Annotated in this window: 16 protein-coding genes; 2 read left to right on the forward strand and 14 right to left on the reverse strand. The window is 57.1% G+C overall.

Going from position 1 to position 14,914, the window contains the following annotated elements; translation table 11 throughout:
* From ABI171_RS00005 to ABI171_RS00020, 4 genes are all read right to left on the reverse strand, one after another.
* The coding region (locus tag ABI171_RS00005; protein WP_348090568.1) for a c-type cytochrome at positions 1-318 on the reverse strand (318 nt) is incomplete at its 3' end.
* A gap of 122 nt (positions 319-440) precedes the next feature.
* Positions 441-641, reverse strand: coding sequence for a hypothetical protein (locus ABI171_RS00010; protein ID WP_348090569.1), 201 nt, complete (start codon positions 639-641; stop codon positions 441-443).
* Between the two features lie 179 nt (positions 642-820).
* Complete coding sequence (locus ABI171_RS00015) at positions 821-1,255, reverse strand: glycine zipper 2TM domain-containing protein (RefSeq protein ID WP_348090570.1); 435 nt, start codon at positions 1,253-1,255, stop codon at positions 821-823.
* Between the two features lie 182 nt (positions 1,256-1,437).
* The gene (locus ABI171_RS00020) at positions 1,438-2,736 is read right to left on the reverse strand and encodes an NAD(P)/FAD-dependent oxidoreductase (protein ID WP_348090571.1); all 1,299 of its coding nucleotides are present in this window, start codon (positions 2,734-2,736) and stop codon (positions 1,438-1,440) included.
* 350 nt (positions 2,737-3,086) lie between these two features.
* Between ABI171_RS00020 and ABI171_RS00025 the strand changes: the two genes are divergently transcribed.
* Positions 3,087-3,530, forward strand: a complete 444-nt coding sequence (locus ABI171_RS00025) for a universal stress protein (protein WP_348090572.1) — start codon at positions 3,087-3,089, stop codon at positions 3,528-3,530.
* A gap of 191 nt (positions 3,531-3,721) precedes the next feature.
* Here the strand turns inward: ABI171_RS00025 and ABI171_RS00030 are convergent, their stop codons facing one another.
* The 4 genes from ABI171_RS00030 to ABI171_RS00045 form a co-directional block, all read right to left on the reverse strand.
* Entirely contained in the window at positions 3,722-5,767 is a 2,046-nt protein-coding gene (locus ABI171_RS00030) for a PAS domain-containing protein (protein WP_348090573.1), read from the reverse strand.
* 177 nt (positions 5,768-5,944) lie between these two features.
* On the reverse strand, positions 5,945-6,373 hold the full coding sequence (locus ABI171_RS00035; RefSeq protein ID WP_348090574.1) for a response regulator: 429 nt from the start codon (positions 6,371-6,373) through the stop codon (positions 5,945-5,947).
* A 157-nt stretch (positions 6,374-6,530) separates the two neighbouring features.
* A complete protein-coding gene (locus ABI171_RS00040; RefSeq protein WP_348090575.1) occupies positions 6,531-7,163 on the reverse strand; it encodes a response regulator transcription factor in 633 nt (210 codons plus the stop codon).
* Between the two features lie 239 nt (positions 7,164-7,402).
* Positions 7,403-7,954 (reverse strand): hypothetical protein, encoded by a 552-nt coding sequence (locus tag ABI171_RS00045; protein ID WP_348090576.1) that lies wholly within the window; start codon positions 7,952-7,954, stop codon positions 7,403-7,405.
* Positions 7,955-8,176: 222 nt separating this feature from the next.
* Here ABI171_RS00045 and ABI171_RS00050 point away from each other — a divergent pair, with 222 nt between their 5' ends.
* Complete coding sequence (locus ABI171_RS00050; protein ID WP_348090577.1) at positions 8,177-9,790, forward strand: FMN-binding glutamate synthase family protein; 1,614 nt, start codon at positions 8,177-8,179, stop codon at positions 9,788-9,790.
* A gap of 71 nt (positions 9,791-9,861) precedes the next feature.
* Here the strand turns inward: ABI171_RS00050 and maiA are convergent, their stop codons facing one another.
* From maiA to ribBA, 6 genes are all read right to left on the reverse strand, one after another.
* On the reverse strand, positions 9,862-10,524 hold the full coding sequence (gene maiA / locus ABI171_RS00055; protein WP_348090578.1) for a maleylacetoacetate isomerase: 663 nt from the start codon (positions 10,522-10,524) through the stop codon (positions 9,862-9,864).
* A 17-nt stretch (positions 10,525-10,541) separates the two neighbouring features.
* Positions 10,542-11,237, reverse strand: coding sequence for a fumarylacetoacetate hydrolase family protein (locus ABI171_RS00060; RefSeq protein ID WP_348090579.1), 696 nt, complete (start codon positions 11,235-11,237; stop codon positions 10,542-10,544).
* 86 nt (positions 11,238-11,323) lie between these two features.
* Positions 11,324-12,493 carry a pyridoxal phosphate-dependent aminotransferase gene (locus tag ABI171_RS00065; protein ID WP_348090580.1) on the reverse strand — a complete coding sequence of 390 codons (1,170 nt, stop codon included), beginning with the start codon at positions 12,491-12,493 and terminating at the stop codon, positions 11,324-11,326.
* Between the two features lie 130 nt (positions 12,494-12,623).
* Positions 12,624-13,097, reverse strand: a complete 474-nt coding sequence (gene nusB, locus ABI171_RS00070) for a transcription antitermination factor NusB (protein ID WP_348090581.1) — start codon at positions 13,095-13,097, stop codon at positions 12,624-12,626.
* A 104-nt stretch (positions 13,098-13,201) separates the two neighbouring features.
* The gene (gene ribH, locus ABI171_RS00075) at positions 13,202-13,687 is read right to left on the reverse strand and encodes a 6,7-dimethyl-8-ribityllumazine synthase (RefSeq protein WP_092359534.1); all 486 of its coding nucleotides are present in this window, start codon (positions 13,685-13,687) and stop codon (positions 13,202-13,204) included.
* 103 nt (positions 13,688-13,790) lie between these two features.
* Complete coding sequence (gene ribBA / locus ABI171_RS00080) at positions 13,791-14,903, reverse strand: bifunctional 3,4-dihydroxy-2-butanone-4-phosphate synthase/GTP cyclohydrolase II (protein ID WP_348090582.1); 1,113 nt, start codon at positions 14,901-14,903, stop codon at positions 13,791-13,793.
* Between the last annotated feature and the right edge of the window lie 11 nt (positions 14,904-14,914).

Here is a 14,914-nt window from a genome sequence, read left to right on the forward strand (position 1 = left end):
ATCCACCAGATACGTCATCATCGGGTACTGGCGACGTCCTTCGCGGAAATTGTGCAGCTGGTTATACAGGTAACCGGCCGGCTTGCCTGCGATGCGCGGGTAATAGCCGTCGCTGGTGGCGCGCCCCTGCTCGCCATGGCAGGCGGTGCAGGCCGTCAGGCGCTGCTTGATCGTATCAGGAACGGGGGTGGCGTCGAGCTCCGCCGCATGGGCGGCGACGCCGAGCAAGGCCGTGCCAAGCAGAACAAAAAAACCGGATCGCAGCCGGCCCATGGTGCGTGTTGCGCCGCAGTCCGGTCTCCGCAAAAGAATCGACATGATTTCCTCATTTTTATGTTGCTGCATTTTTTGGGAAGTATTCAACGTCAGATTATAAGCTAGCAAGTTTATTAACATGCGCCAACATGGATTGGCATGCCGTCATTACCAGACAGGGCATTCTATTTTGACGGTTTTTGCGGCACCAGAGGCTGGTCGATAGTCGGTCCCGGCTCATTCGCATACATTTGCTCTTCGACGATATCCATCTGCTGGCTGCCATCAAGAGCGTGGCCGGTCCAACGCTCCGCCGGATTGATCGTTTGCACTTTCTTTTCCTTGACAGGATTTACTGGCGCGACGGGCAGTTTGGTTTTGGACATGACGTATTCCCTTCTTGGGCGACGACGGCTTGTCGTCATCTTCCACTATAGAACCTGGCCGGCCCCGCTGATAGCTGAGAATCTTGCCTGCACACGCAAAAACGCCGGTCCAGATTGATATCTGGACCGGCGTCGCTGGCGTAGAGCCTATATCCGGCTAGATAAAGGATCAGCGAGGATCAGCGATCGTAGTAACCACCCTGGTAGGGCTGCGGATAATAATCGCCGCGGCTTTGTTGTTCAACATAGACTGGCGCCGAACGATAATAGACCGGGGCCGGCTGGTAATACACTGGCGCAGGCCGATAGTAGACCGGCGCCGGGCGATAATAAACCGGTGCCGGCGGATAATAAGCTGCCGGACGTTCGTAATAACCGCGATCATAGTAGCCGCCGTTATCGCGGCGATAACCGCCGGAAGTAGCGCCTACCGCAGCGCCGAGCACGCCGCCGACAATCGCGCCGTTACGGCCGCCCACCGCGCCGCCGATCACCGCACCCGCCACCGCGCCGATCGCGGTATTGGCGCCATCGTCATAAGCCAGGGCAGAGGTCGACACTGCCACCGTCGAGCTGGCCAGCAGTGCAATACAGATCCATTTTTTGTACAGCATGATTGCATCCTTCAAGGGTCATACAGCCCTAATCAACACCATCAAAAACCGTTACAGCTCTCACTATGCGAAGACACGGTTGTTGAGTTGGACTATAACCGAGCCGCCGTCAAATGCCGTCAAACGATACATACTTTTACATTTGCACAACATGGTTACACTTGATGGAATACCCTGCCGGTTCAATGCAGCTTGACCGACGGCTTGGCGTGTTTCATCAAGCCGCTGGCGGCAGCCGTGACGCCGGTGCGCACCGGCCCCAGCAAGGCGTTCAGATGCATCAGGTGCAGGCTGGCGTACATCATGCGCGCGAAGAAGCCATCGACGAACCAGCCCAGCTTGGTCAGCGATCCCATCAAGGTGCCGACCGACGTATTCCTGCCGAACGACACCAGCGAACCGTGGTCTTTGTAGACATACGGCGCGTCCGATACCGGCTGGCCCTTGTTGGCGCGGATGAACATGTCGACCAGGTAATCGGCTTGCTGATGCGCCGCCTGCGCGCGCGGCGGCACCATTTTGCCATCGGTGCCGATACAGGCCGCGCAATCGCCCAGCGCATAGATATTGCCGGCGCCGGCCACCTTCAGAAAACCGTCCACTTCCAGCTGACCGGATTTGATCACCGGCAGTCCCAGGCCCTTGAGGAAATCGGGCGCCTTGATGCCGGCCGACCATACGCACAGATCGGAGACATAGTTATTGCCGTTGGCGTCAGTCACAAAATTTTCTGCGATGCTGGCCACGCGGCAATCGGTCACCACACGCACTTCACGTTCCTGCAGCAGTTTGGTGGCCGCTTTAGAGACTCGCTCGGTGAGCGGTGCCAGCAGCCGCGGCGCGCCTTCCAGAATGGTGATGCGGACGTCGCGGTTCGCGTTCAGATGCGGGAAGTCGTAGTCGGTGTAGACGCTGCTGGCATCGCGCAATTCCGCCGCCAGCTCCACCCCGGTAGCGCCGCCGCCGACGATCACGATATCGACGCCGGCATCCGGATTTTTTTCTTTCTTCAAATCCGCCAACGCCAGCATTTTCAGCAGGCGTACCCGGAAATGTTCTGCATCTTCGGTGGAATTCAGTGAAATGGTGTTTTGCTCGGCGCCTGGAATACCGAAATAGTTGGAGACGCTGCCGACCGCAATCACCAGCTTGCTGAACGCGATCTGCCGTGGCGGCAGCAGTTCCGTGGCCGATTCGTCGGTGACGGCGTCGACCGTGATCGCGTTATTGGCGCTGTCCAGAGCGGTCATGCTGCCATACACGAAGCGAAATTTATTGTCGTGCGCCAACATCTGGTAAGACAGGCCTTCTTGATGGATATCGCGGGTACCTGCGGCAACTTCGTGCAAAGACGGTTTCCAGATATGATATAGCGCCCGGTCCACCAGGGTGACGTGGCCACTTCCCAACTTGCGGCCGAGTTTGCAAGCCAGCTCCAAACCACCGGCGCCACCGCCAACAATCACGATTTCATCGGACATCCATCTTTCCTTTACCTTTTCATTAATCAATAGCGCTTTGATCTTGCGCAATCCAAGCTGACCCCAAGCACGCACCAAGTCTACTTTTATAATGACGCAATATGCAATAGTGACGCAATAGTGACGTATTTTCAGCGTGGATTGATCACGCTGCGTCAATTTGCAGTATTCAGGGAAAAATGGCATCGTATAAAAAACGGGGCCGGAGCTTGCGTGAAACCGGGGTGCCGACTGCAAAATCACCAACCTGAAACCGCTTCCCGATTAGCGCAATGGCCGCTGGTTCGCAACCGCAGTCTGCGCTATGATGAAGACAAATATCATTGCAAACACAATTTTCAGGAGGGCATATGTACCGGAAAATTCTCGTCGCCTACAATGGCACGCCTGAAAGCCGTTCTGCTTTATATTCCTGCATTCAGCTGGCCCCCACCCCCGAGGTAGAGATTCATCTGCTGGGCGTCATCAACCTTGCCACCTACTTGATGGCGGGCGAATTTGTCGCCGAATCGGCGATCCGCGCTGAAAAAACCCTGCTTGAACAAGAACTGATCAAGGGCCATAAACTGCTCACCGACGCCGGCCTCAAGCCCATCGATCATTTTGAAAGCGGGGAGCCGGTGAATGTCATCAGCGACCTGGTCGGCAAATTGGGCATCGACCTGGTGATCGTCGGCCATTCGCGCAAGAAACCGCTGGCAACGCGCTGGTGGCGGGGCTCGGTAGACACCATGCTGGTCGAAAAGGTACCGTGCAGCGTGCTGGTCGCGACCGATTGCCCTCCCAGCGTTTAGCCGGCGTAGGAGTCTGTCGGACTTAGGATGATCGGCTGCAAAAATAGCTGGCCGATCCATATTTCACCAGCTTCTTGGTCAATAGCTCGCTATTGACACTGCGAATCCGGCGAAATCTGGCTTCGCCCAGCTATTCTTTCGCTTCGCCCCCTAAGTCCGACAGCCCCCTAGGCCGCAGACCGGCTGACTTGTCAGACTTTGGCTTGCTCGCCGGGGTTTTGCGTCTGCATCGCGATGGGTAGTTCGATCACTACTGTGGTTCCCTTGTCTTTGCCGGCGGCAAAACGGACTCTCCCTCCCAGGTAAGTCGCTCTTTCATTCAATCCGCGCAAGCCGTGGGTACTGGTGTTTTCAAAACGCTCCTGCGACATGCCAACGCCATTGTCGCGCACCGTCAGCGCCAGGCGGTCTTCATCGATATCCAGGATCACCTCGACCTGGCTGGCGTGCGCATGCTTGGAAACGTTGTTCAGAATCTCCTGCAGCATGCGATACACCGCAATTTCTATCCTGCGGTCGATCGTGATGTCTTCATCCGGCAAACTGGATTTACAGACGATTTCCGTGCGCACGCCAAAATCTTCCAGCTGTTCGGTGATCGCCGCTTTCAGGCCGAACAATTCCAGCATGTTCGGCCGCAATTCGGTCTGGATCCGCCGCGTGGTCGCCACCAGCGAACTGAGCAGGGTTTGCATTTGTCCCTGGCGGTTCTGCCAATGGGCATTCTCCGGCAGAATCTTGTAGACCCCTTCCAGGTGCATGCTGAGCGCCGTCAGCGACGCGCCCATATTGTCGTGCAGCTCACGCGCAATCGCCCGCTTCTCTTCTTCCCGTATGGTTTCCATATGGTTGGCCAGTTCGCGCAGCAAGGCGGTGCGCTGGGCGATGGTGCGCTCCAGTTCCAGTTCGCGCTTTTTGAGCGAGTCTTCGGCGCGCTTGCGTTCGCTGATGTCGGTGGCGATGCCGACCACGCCCATGACCTGCCCTTGCTGGCCGAACCAGGGTGATTTGGTGGTCTGGAACGTCACCAGCCCTTCCGGCAGCTGCACGGTTTGCGCCAGCGTTTCCGAGACGCCGCCGTTCATGATGCGTATGTCATCCTGGTCAATCCGGTCGGCATCTTCCGCCAGCGGAAAAATTTCACGGCTGCGCCGGTTTTTTGCCTGGTCCCAACCCAGCCCTAGCCGCCGCAGATAAGCCGGATTGGCGAAAATCAAACGGCCCAGATGGTCTTTGACGAAGATCGGGTCGTTGGTGTTGTCGCTGACGGCAATCAGCAGCGCCGTGGCTTCGGCCAGCTCGGCGGCGCTTTGCAGGCGCGCGCCGTATTCAAGATCGACCTTGCCGCCGGCGCGCCAGAAAATAAACAGAACCAGCACGCTATCAACCAGCGTCAGCAGTGGCGGCAAGGAGCTGCGGTCGTATAAATTCTGGCGCGTGCCCCAGTCTGCCAGCCAATGCAGGGCCACCAGCAGGATCAGCATCTGCGGCAAGGACCGGCGCAGCATTTGTCCGCCGGGCGCATGGCGGGTGATGATCGCCATCAGCCGATGGCGTGGACGCGACATCATCAGCGCCAGCGCGAACAGCAGGAATGCAAAGGCCGACAGCACGGGAATGCTGGTGGCGTAGACCATCTGCGTCATGGCTGACACCTTGTACAGATAGCCGAGCAGTGGAATGGCGCTTAAAAACAGCAGGAAAATCGCCAGGTATTCTGCCACGTACTGTTCTTTTCCGAGACGGAAATCGAGCAAGAGCAGCGCCCCTCCTGAAAAAATAAAGCCGATGCCAACCATGGGGTGCAAACCGGCCGGGAAGCTGGCGCTCGGATGCGGCGCCAGTTCGCCCAGCACCACATCGAACCAACCGGCGCTGCCCATGAAATCTTGCACCAGGGCCGCCACGGCCAGCACCAGCAGCAGGATGGCCAGCAGCTTCCCGGCAAACCTGATGGCGCGCCGCGGCCCCGCCACCAGGCATTGCAAAACAAGGCTGATAGACGCCAGCAAAAAGCCGGCTGCCGTGTTGGCGCGCATGAGCGGCAATTGCGACTCTGAAAACGGCAACGTGATCTGGTAAATACAGGTCACCAGCACCAATGCCGACACCAGTATTACCATGGTAGTGACCGCAAGCGCAGCTGCGGTGGTGCGCCATACGTAGGTTTTGGTTGAGGCCAGGCTGTCCAGCGCGCGCGTCTTCAATAAATCCTGGTAATGCGGATTGCCGCTCATGCTCGTATCGTTCTCTACATTATTCAAATCACCTCCGGAATCGTCGCTGCATGGCGACCAGCATGATCATCAGGTTTATCCGGCCTTTTCTGTGAAGCGCGAACAATCACGAAAAAGCCCACTCGGCATGAGCGGGCAGGTAGCTATTGCAGTCAGCAACCATGGGGAACGATCAATTCAATGATCCGGCAAACCGGTTCCCAGGGTCGCCAGCAAATCACGCAACTTGGTAAATTCCGAACTTTTATCAAAGAAAAAACGCACACCGTATTGTTCGCCCGCACGCCTGAAAGCGTTGCTGACGTTATTGCTGAAAATGATTTTCAGGGAATTGATCGGCTTGCCGGATTTTGACAGGGTACGCAATAGACTCATGCCATTGCCCTGCTTTAATTCGATATCCAGAATCAGCACATCGAAAGAGTTGGCATCGATTTTTTGCAAAGCGTCGTCCTCCTCTTCGGAAAATCCGGCAAACACCACGCCGGGAATTTCGCTCAAGGTTTCAATCATCAGGTCCCTGACATCGACGGAATCTTCCACCAGAAAAATCCGTAACGGCGCGATGCCTGATTTGATTGTATTGGAGGCTGTTGTATGGTCCATATATGTTGACGATTAGCTTGCAACATCCCTCGTGTGTTTCGTGCATTACGCCAGAACTGGATCCTGGATGCTGGCCAGCCCCCCTCTTTGGTATGGCAACCCGCAGGCTATTGCATTGATGTGCGCCGTCCCATGAATAAATTAAACAAGAAATCCTCTAGTCGATCAAATTATTCTTGATTGCATAATAAATAATATCGGCATTGCTGGTCATGCTCATTTTTTGCATCACGCGCGTGCGATAAGTACTGATCGTCTTGACGCTCAAACACAGCTCCTCGGCAATCTTGGTCACGCCTTCGCCTTGGCTCAGTTTGTAGAAAATCTCGTATTCGCGCGACGACAATGTTTCGTGCAGCGGCGTATTTTCATTGGCTGCCGGGTCGGCCGTCAGTAATTCGGCGACGCCATAGCTGATGTATTTGTGCCCCTCCAAAATCGTATTGATAGCTTTCACCAGCTCTGTCGCCAGCGCCTCTTTCTGCACATAGCCATCGGCGCCGCTGCGCAACACCTGCACCGCATAGCGGCTCTCAGGGTGCATGCTCAGCATCAGCACCGGCAGCTTCGGCTTCTCGCGCTTGATCTGCTTCAGCACTTCGACTCCACTCTTGTCCGGCATCGCGATATCCAGCAACACGATATCGTATTCGTTGGCGCGCACCAGCCGTATCGCCTCCTGTGCATTGGCAGCTTCACCGGCGATATCCATCTCCGGAATGTCAGCAATGAAAAACTGGACCCCGGCACGGACCACAGCATGATCATCAACCACCAAAATTTTTATCATCTGTTCAACCGTCACAATCAATTAAGTTATCCGGCGTTTTCATGACCTGGCGCATTCGGCGGCGGGCCAGAGACAAACCGAAAGCCAATACATGACGTTGAGTGTGCGGCCGTCTGCCATCAATGTAAACAAATTCGTACAAATCAAAATTGCAAATTTTCCAGCTGTGCCAGCCTGCCAGCCGAGACCGCTCAGGCCTCGCTGGCAGAACAACCGTGACAAAAGACGTCGCGGCAAGGTCACTTGTTCAACTCAGCCTTGGCCGTCGTTACGCAATCGTCTTTCGAAGCGCCAGCCAAGGCATCGCATTTGGCGAGTGCAACCTTGTAGCGCGCGTCGGCGCGTTCTTCGCGCGCATCGGCATTGGCCTTGGTGACATCTTGCTGTTTGTTGGCGTTAGCGATGGCATTGGTCTGCCCGGCCTTGGCTTGCGCGAGACAGACGTCCTTGGCATTCCCCGCCAGACCATTGCATTTTTCCTTGTCTACGGCATAGTCTGCATCCGCTTCGGACTTGCGCGCACTGGACAGCGCCTTCGGGGTGTTTTTGTATTCGGCCTTGGCGTCCTGCTTGCTGCGCTCGCGGCTCGCCTTGGCTTCCTTGAGGCAGACGTCCTTGCCATTGCCGGCAAGTGAATCGCACTTGGCCGTGTCGGCCTTATAGGTGGCGTCGGCCGCATCCTGGGCCGCGTTGTAGCTGGCCTTGGAGCCATCCGCCGCCAGTGCCAGCGATGCGCCGCTAAATCCTGCTACGCCGATTAGCATGCAAGCGAGAAGTTTTTTGATTTTCATATGATTGTCCTGTGATGAATCGGATCAGTGAATCCATACTAACGACGCAGCGCCCCCTGGCATATAGGACGGCAGCGGATAGGCTTGTAGGACAAACGGAAGCTATCGACACGCGGGACGCCATCCATGTGTAAAATTGCCAGCTTGGCACTGCCAAAAACGCAGTTTCCATGAGCAAATCGACATCGCGCCAGCAATCACCGGTATTAAGAGGAAGAGATCATGAAAGTCAGTCGTTACCTAAGCTTTTGGATAGTGCTGTTGCTGACGCTGGCGCTTGCCGCCGGCGCCTTGGCAGGAAAGATTGCCTGGTGGTGGGCGGTGGCGCCGGGGTTGCTGAGCGCGCTTGGCATCTGGGACATGAACCAGCGCAGCCACGCTATCCTGCGCAACTATCCGTTGATGGGGCATTTCCGCTTTCTGTTTGAAATGATCCGCCCTGAAATGCGGCAGTATTTTTTTGAAAGCGACAACGACGGCGCACCGTTTACCCGCAAGGAACGCAGCCTGGTTTACCAGCGCGCCAAGGGCGAGGTCGATAGCCGGCCGTTCGGCACCGAGCTGGATGTCAAGATGCGCGGCTATGAATGGGTGGGCCATTCGCTGTCGCCAACCATCATCGCCAGCCACGATTTCCGCGTCACGGTGGGCGCCGAACGGGCGCAACCATATTCGATGTCGATGTTCAACGTTTCGGCGATGAGTTTCGGCGCCTTGTCCGCCAACGCTATCCGCGCATTGAATCGCGGTGCAAAAAAAGGCGGCTTTGCGCACGACACCGGCGAAGGTTCGATCTCGCCCTATCATCATGAATTCGGCGGCGACCTGTTGTGGCAGATCGCTTCCGGTTACTTCGGCTGCCGCAATGGCGATGGCAGCTTCAATGAAGATAAATTCGTAGCGCAAGCTACCTCGCCGCAGGTGAAGATGATCACCGTCAAGCTGTCGCAAGGCGCCAAACCCGGCCATGGCGGCGTACTGCCTGCGGCAAAAATCACGCCGGAAATTTCGGCGACGCGCGGCGTGCCGATGGGCATCGACTGTATTTCACCGGCTACCCATTCCTCGTTTTCCAATCCTATCGGCCTGCTGGAATTCATCCAGAAATTGCGCGCGCTGTCGGGCGACAAGCCGGTCGGCTTCAAGCTGTGCGTTGGCCATCCGTGGGAATTTTTCGGCATCGTCAAAGCCATGCTGCAAACTGGCATCTTGCCTGATTTCATCGTGGTGGATGGTTCTGAAGGCGGCACCGGTGCGGCGCCGCTGGAATTCGTCGATCACGTCGGCATGCCCTTGCAGGAAGGCTTGCTGCTGGTGCATAACTCACTGGTCGGCGCCGGCCTGCGCGACCGCATCAAGATCGGCGCCAGCGGCAAGGTGATTACCGCTTTCGACCTGGCGCGTACCTTGGCGATCGGCGCCGACTGGTGCAATTCGGCGCGCGGCTTCATGTTTTCGCTGGGCTGCATCCAGTCACAAAGCTGCCATACCGACCGCTGCCCTACCGGCGTGGCGACGCAGGACGTCGGCCGTCAGAAGGCGCTGGTGGTGCCGGACAAGGCCGAACGCGTGTACCGCTTCCACGAGAGCACCTTGCATGCGTTGCAGGAGCTGGTGCAGGCCGCCGGCTTGCCGCACGCTTCCGCCCTGCGCGCGCATCACATTGTGCGGCGTACCTCGGACCATGAAGTGAAACTGATGTCTGACTTGCTGTCTTATCTGCAGCCTGGCGATTTGCTGAACCAGAATTACCGCTATCCGGTGTTTGCAAAATACTGGCCGATTTCGCGTGCCGAGAGTTTCCATCCGGCCGAACCGATCCAGGCTGCGGCGTGACAGCAGGGCTTTAAAGCAACAGGCAATAAAAAAAGCCGGAGTTCTCACGAACCCCGGCTTTTTATTTTCCCTTAGGCTTCCGCATCAGGCTGGTTTTGCGGCGCCGCCTGGATAAAAGCGTCCAGCTCCTGGCAGTTCTGGTGAATCTGCATCAAGGTCGGCATTTCCGTCAGATTGCATTTCAGGCGTTGCGCATTGAAAATCTGCGGCACCAGGCAGCAATCGGCAAATGTCGGCGTATCGCCGAAACAGAATTTTCCGGTCCGGCCATCGCGCGCCAGGGTCGTCTCCAGCGCCGCCAGCCCGCTCTCGCACCAATGGCGGTACCAGGCGTTCTTGGCGTTCTCGTCGACCTTCAGCTCGTGCACCAGGTAGCGCAGCACACGCAGGTTGTTGACCGGATGAATGTCGCATGCAATCGAGAGCGCGATGCTGCGCACAAACGCCCGGTCCAGCGCAGCCGATGGCAACAGTGCCGGCGTCGGATGAATCTCTTCCAGGTACTCCAGGATCGCCAGCGATTGCGTCAGCACAGTATGGCCATCCACGCTCTCGTCCTCAACCATGGTAGGCACCAGGCCATCGGCGTTCAAGGTACGGTACATCTGACTCAATTGCTCGCCGCCGTGCTTCAGCAGATGCACCGGCACGATGTCGTAAGGCATGCCCTTGAGATTCAAGGCGATCCGCACGCGATAGGCGGCGGAGCTACGGAAATAGCTATACAGTTTCATTGATATCTACTTAAAAATCACACTAAACGCACGCGCAGCTCGCCGATACCGGCAACCGAACCTTCCAGCAGATCGCCCTTGACTACCGCCGCCACACCGGCCGGCGTACCGGTAAAGATGAGATCGCCGGCTTGCAGTTCGAAATAGGCAGACAACTGTTCGATGGTCTCAGCGATGTTCCAGATCATCTGGCTGATATCGCCTTGCTGGCGCAATACGCCATTCACATTCAGATGGATATCGCCCTGTTCGATCAGGCCGCTGGAACCCGCAGGCTGGATCGCGGAAATCGGCGCGGAAAAATCGAAGCCTTTGCCGGTACACCATGGCCGCCCCAGCTTCTTGGCTTCGCCTTGCAAGTCACGGCGCGTCATGTCGAGTCCGACCGCATAACCCCAGATGTGCTTGACGGCTTCGGCTGCAGGAATATTCTTGCCGCCGGTAGACAAGGCCACCACCAGTTCGATTTCGTGATGCAGGTCCTGCGTCATCGACGGATAAGGCATTTCACCGATGCTGCCCTTGGCCACCGGAAGCACAGCATCGGCCGGCTTCATGAAGAAGAACGGCGCTTCGCGGCCGCTGCTGCCCATTTCCTTGGCGTGCTCTGCGTAGTTGCGGCCAACGCAATAAATCCGGTGGACCGGGAACAATTGATCACTGCCGGCTACGGGTACGGCTGCTGCTGGCTTTGGCGGGAAAACGAAGTGCATGGGAGCTCCTTTTTCAATGCTGCCGCTAGGTCGGCAGCGAACAATGTCTCAATTCCGTACTGAATGCAGATGCGTAATTTCGATACTCAATTCTTGCTGAAAAACTGCCCAAGCCGGCGCACGGCTTCATGCAGGTTTTCCATCGACGTCGCGTAAGACAAGCGGATATAGGTCTGCGCGGTGTGCGGCCCGAAATCCAAGCCGGACACCATGCTGACGCCAACCTGGTTCAGTATCTCCTTGACCAGGCGATCGGCATCGTCGCTCAAGGCGCTGCAATCCGCATACACATAGAAGGCGCCGTCCGGTATGACCGGCACCTTGAAGCCCAGTTCAATCAATGCCGGCACCAGATAATCGCGACGCCGTTTGAATTCGCTCTTGCGTTCTTCATACAGAGCCAGCGAGTCCGGCGCAAAACAGGCCAGCGCCGCGTGCTGGGCAATGGACGACGGGCAAATGAACAGGTTCTGCGCCAGTTTTTCGATCGGCGCCACCAGCTGTTCCGGCAGCACCAGCCAGCCGAGACGCCAGCCGGTCATGTTGAAATATTTGGAGAAACTGTTGATGACAATAATGTCGTCGCCCAGCGACAGCGCGGAAAACGGCGCTTCGTCGTAGCTCAGGCCTTGATAGATTTCGTCGACGATGGAAAAACCGCCCTTGGCGCGTACCGTGGCAATGATCTTGCCCAGTTCGCCATGCAGGATCGAGGTGCCGGTCGGATTGGACGGCGACGCCAGCAGCACGCCGTGTGTGTCTTCGCCCCAGTGCTCGCGCACCATCTGGTCGGATAGCTGGAAACGTTCGGCCGGACCGCTGGCAATCATTTTTGCGCGGCCGTCAAAGGCGGCGACGAAATGGCGGTTGCAGGGATAGGAAGGATCAGGCATCAGCACTTCGCTGCCCTTCTCCACTAACGCGGCGCAAGCCAGCAGCAAGGCGGCCGAGGCGCCGGCGGTGACGACTATGCGTGCAGGTGCAATGTCTAACCCGTACACTTGTTTATAGTGGCCGGAGATGGCCTCGCGCAGTGCAGGCAAACCGGTGGCCGAGGTGTATTGCATCTTGCCGTCGGCCATGGCTTTGGCCGCAGCCTCGATCACCAGCGGTGCTGCGGTGAAATCGGGTTCGCCGATACCCATGTGGATGATATGGCGGCCTTGCTGTTCCAGCGCTGCCGCCATTTTTGCCAGTTCCATCACATGGAACGGTGCGATGTTATCGAGACGTGAAGCCAGGTGCGAGAATGTCATGAACAGATTTTCCGAATGGCGAGCCGTATCTGGTTGCCTGCAGCAGGTCTCGCCTGAAACATCGGGGACTGATATCAAGCGCTATGCACGATGCAGAGCCGCTATCAGGTCCCGCCTACAGAGAGATATCTCAGGATTTCTTGCTGGCGCTGATTTCATCCCCGCGCGTTCTGGCGGCAAACTTGTCCAGTACGCCGTTCACATATTTGTGGCCATCGATGCCGCCGAACGACTTGGTCAATTCGACTGCTTCGTTGATGACCACGCGATACGGGATTTCCACATGGTTTTGCAGTTCGAATGCGCCGATCAGCAACGCTGCGTGTTCCACCGGCGACAGTTCGCTGATCTGACGATCGATCAACGGCGCCAGGCCGGCGCGCAAAGTAGTCACATCCTTGATCGCACCGTACAACAGCGAGTTGAAATGTTCGGCATCGGCCTTGTCGAAGCCGTGCGCCTGGCGGATATGGTCGCTGATGGCAGTCACGTCTTCATTGTTCAATAGCCATTGATACAGTCCCTGCAACGCGAATTCGCGCGCGCGGTGACGCGGCGTGCGGCTCTTGCTCGGATTGGCGTGCAAAATTTTGGTGGTGGTCATAGTTTTTCCAGCTTGTTTTACTGCTTGTTTATCTGCTTGCTTGAAAAGCGCATCGCTAGCCGGCAGCGCACAGTAAATCTGCGCTACAGGCCCGTGAAAACATCTTATTCTTCGCTGGTGGCTTCAGCCAGTTCTTCCAGCGCGATCGAGAGATTGGCCATTTCAACTGCAACGCGCGCAGCATCGGTGCCCTTCTCTTCCATCCGCGCTTCCGCCTGCTCGTCGTTCTCGGTGGTCAGCACGGCGTTGGCGATCGGAATCCCCGAATCCAGGCCGACGCGCGTGATGCCGGCGCCGGATTCATTCGACACCAGCTCGAAATGGTAAGTCTCGCCACGGATCACGGCGCCGATCGCGATCAGCGCGTCGAACTGCATGGTTTCAGCCATCTTCTGCAACGCCAGCGGGATTTCCAGGGCGCCTGGCACTGTCACGTGCAGGATGTCTTCATCCGCCACGCCCAGATGCTTCAGCTCCGCCAGGCAGGCCGAGATCAGGCCGTGGCAGACATCTTCGTTGAAGCGGGCTTGCACAATACCGATACGCAGATCAGCACCATCCAGGTTGGTTTCGTAAATTCCGACTGTCATGGCTTTCCTCTTATGCGCACTAGGCGCTTTTTATTCATTAATCTAAAAAATGCCTTACTACAGATCGTTACGGCTATTGCAAGGGCACTACTAAAACATTACTTCAAGCATTCGGCTTGTTTTGATAACCGGTGATTTCAAGATCGTAGCCGGTCATCGATGGCATCTTGCGCGGACTGGCCAGCAGCTTCATCTTGCCGACGCCGAGATCTTTCAGGATCTGGGCGCCGATGCCGTAGGTACGCAAATCGACTCGCGGCGGTGGCGGCTTGACGCCGCTGCAGGCCGCTTCCAGCGCCGCGAACTTGGCGAATATCTGGTCTGCCGATTCCTCGCAGTTAAGCAACACCACCACGCCGCAAGGCGAAGCGGCGATCGCCGCCAACGCCGACGCCATGTTCCACGAATGGTTGGTGGCCTCGGTTTCCAGCAAGTCCAGGATCGATACCGGCTGGTGCACGCGCACCAGGGTTTCCACATCCGGCTTCGGCTCGCCATGCAGCAGCGCCAGATGGGCGCCGCCGCTAGGTGTGTCGCGATAAGCGATGGTCTTGAACGTACCCTGCGCAGTGTGGGTGGTGCGCTCGGCCAGGCGTTCCACGATACTTTCGTGCTGGCCGCGATAGTGGATCAGGTCGGCAATGGTGCCGACTTTCAAACCATGTTCTTTCGAGAATTCCAGCAGATCCGGCAGACGCGCCATGCTGCCGTCTTCCTTGAGGATTTCGCAAATCACCGCCGCCGGCGTCAAACCCGCCATCTCGGTCAGGTCGCAACCGGCTTCGGTATGGCCGGCGCGCATCAATACCCCGCCCTTGCGTGCCTTGATCGGAAATATATGGCCCGGCTGCACGATATCGCCAGCCTTGGCGTTGCCCGCCACCGCTACCTGGATGGTGCGAGCGCGATCAGCTGCGGAAATACCCGTGGTAACGCCTTCAGCAGCTTCGATCGATACCGTGAAATTGGTACCGTAAGCGGTGCCGTTGCGGCTGGTCATCATGCTCAGGTTGAGTTGGTCGCAACGCTCTTCGGTCAAGGTCAGGCAGACCAGGCCGCGTGCATGCTTGACCATGAAGTTGATCGCGTCCGGCGTGACGAAATCGGCGGCCAGCACCAGATCGCCCTCGTTTTCACGATCTTCTTCATCGACCAGTATCACCATGCGTCCGGCACGGAGTTCGGCAATGATTTCCTCTGTAGTTGCAATTGACATGTTTCGCCTTG

It is taken from the genome of Collimonas sp. (assembly GCF_039923675.1).
In the GTDB taxonomy this organism is placed as follows: Bacteria; Pseudomonadota; Gammaproteobacteria; order Burkholderiales; family Burkholderiaceae_D; genus Collimonas.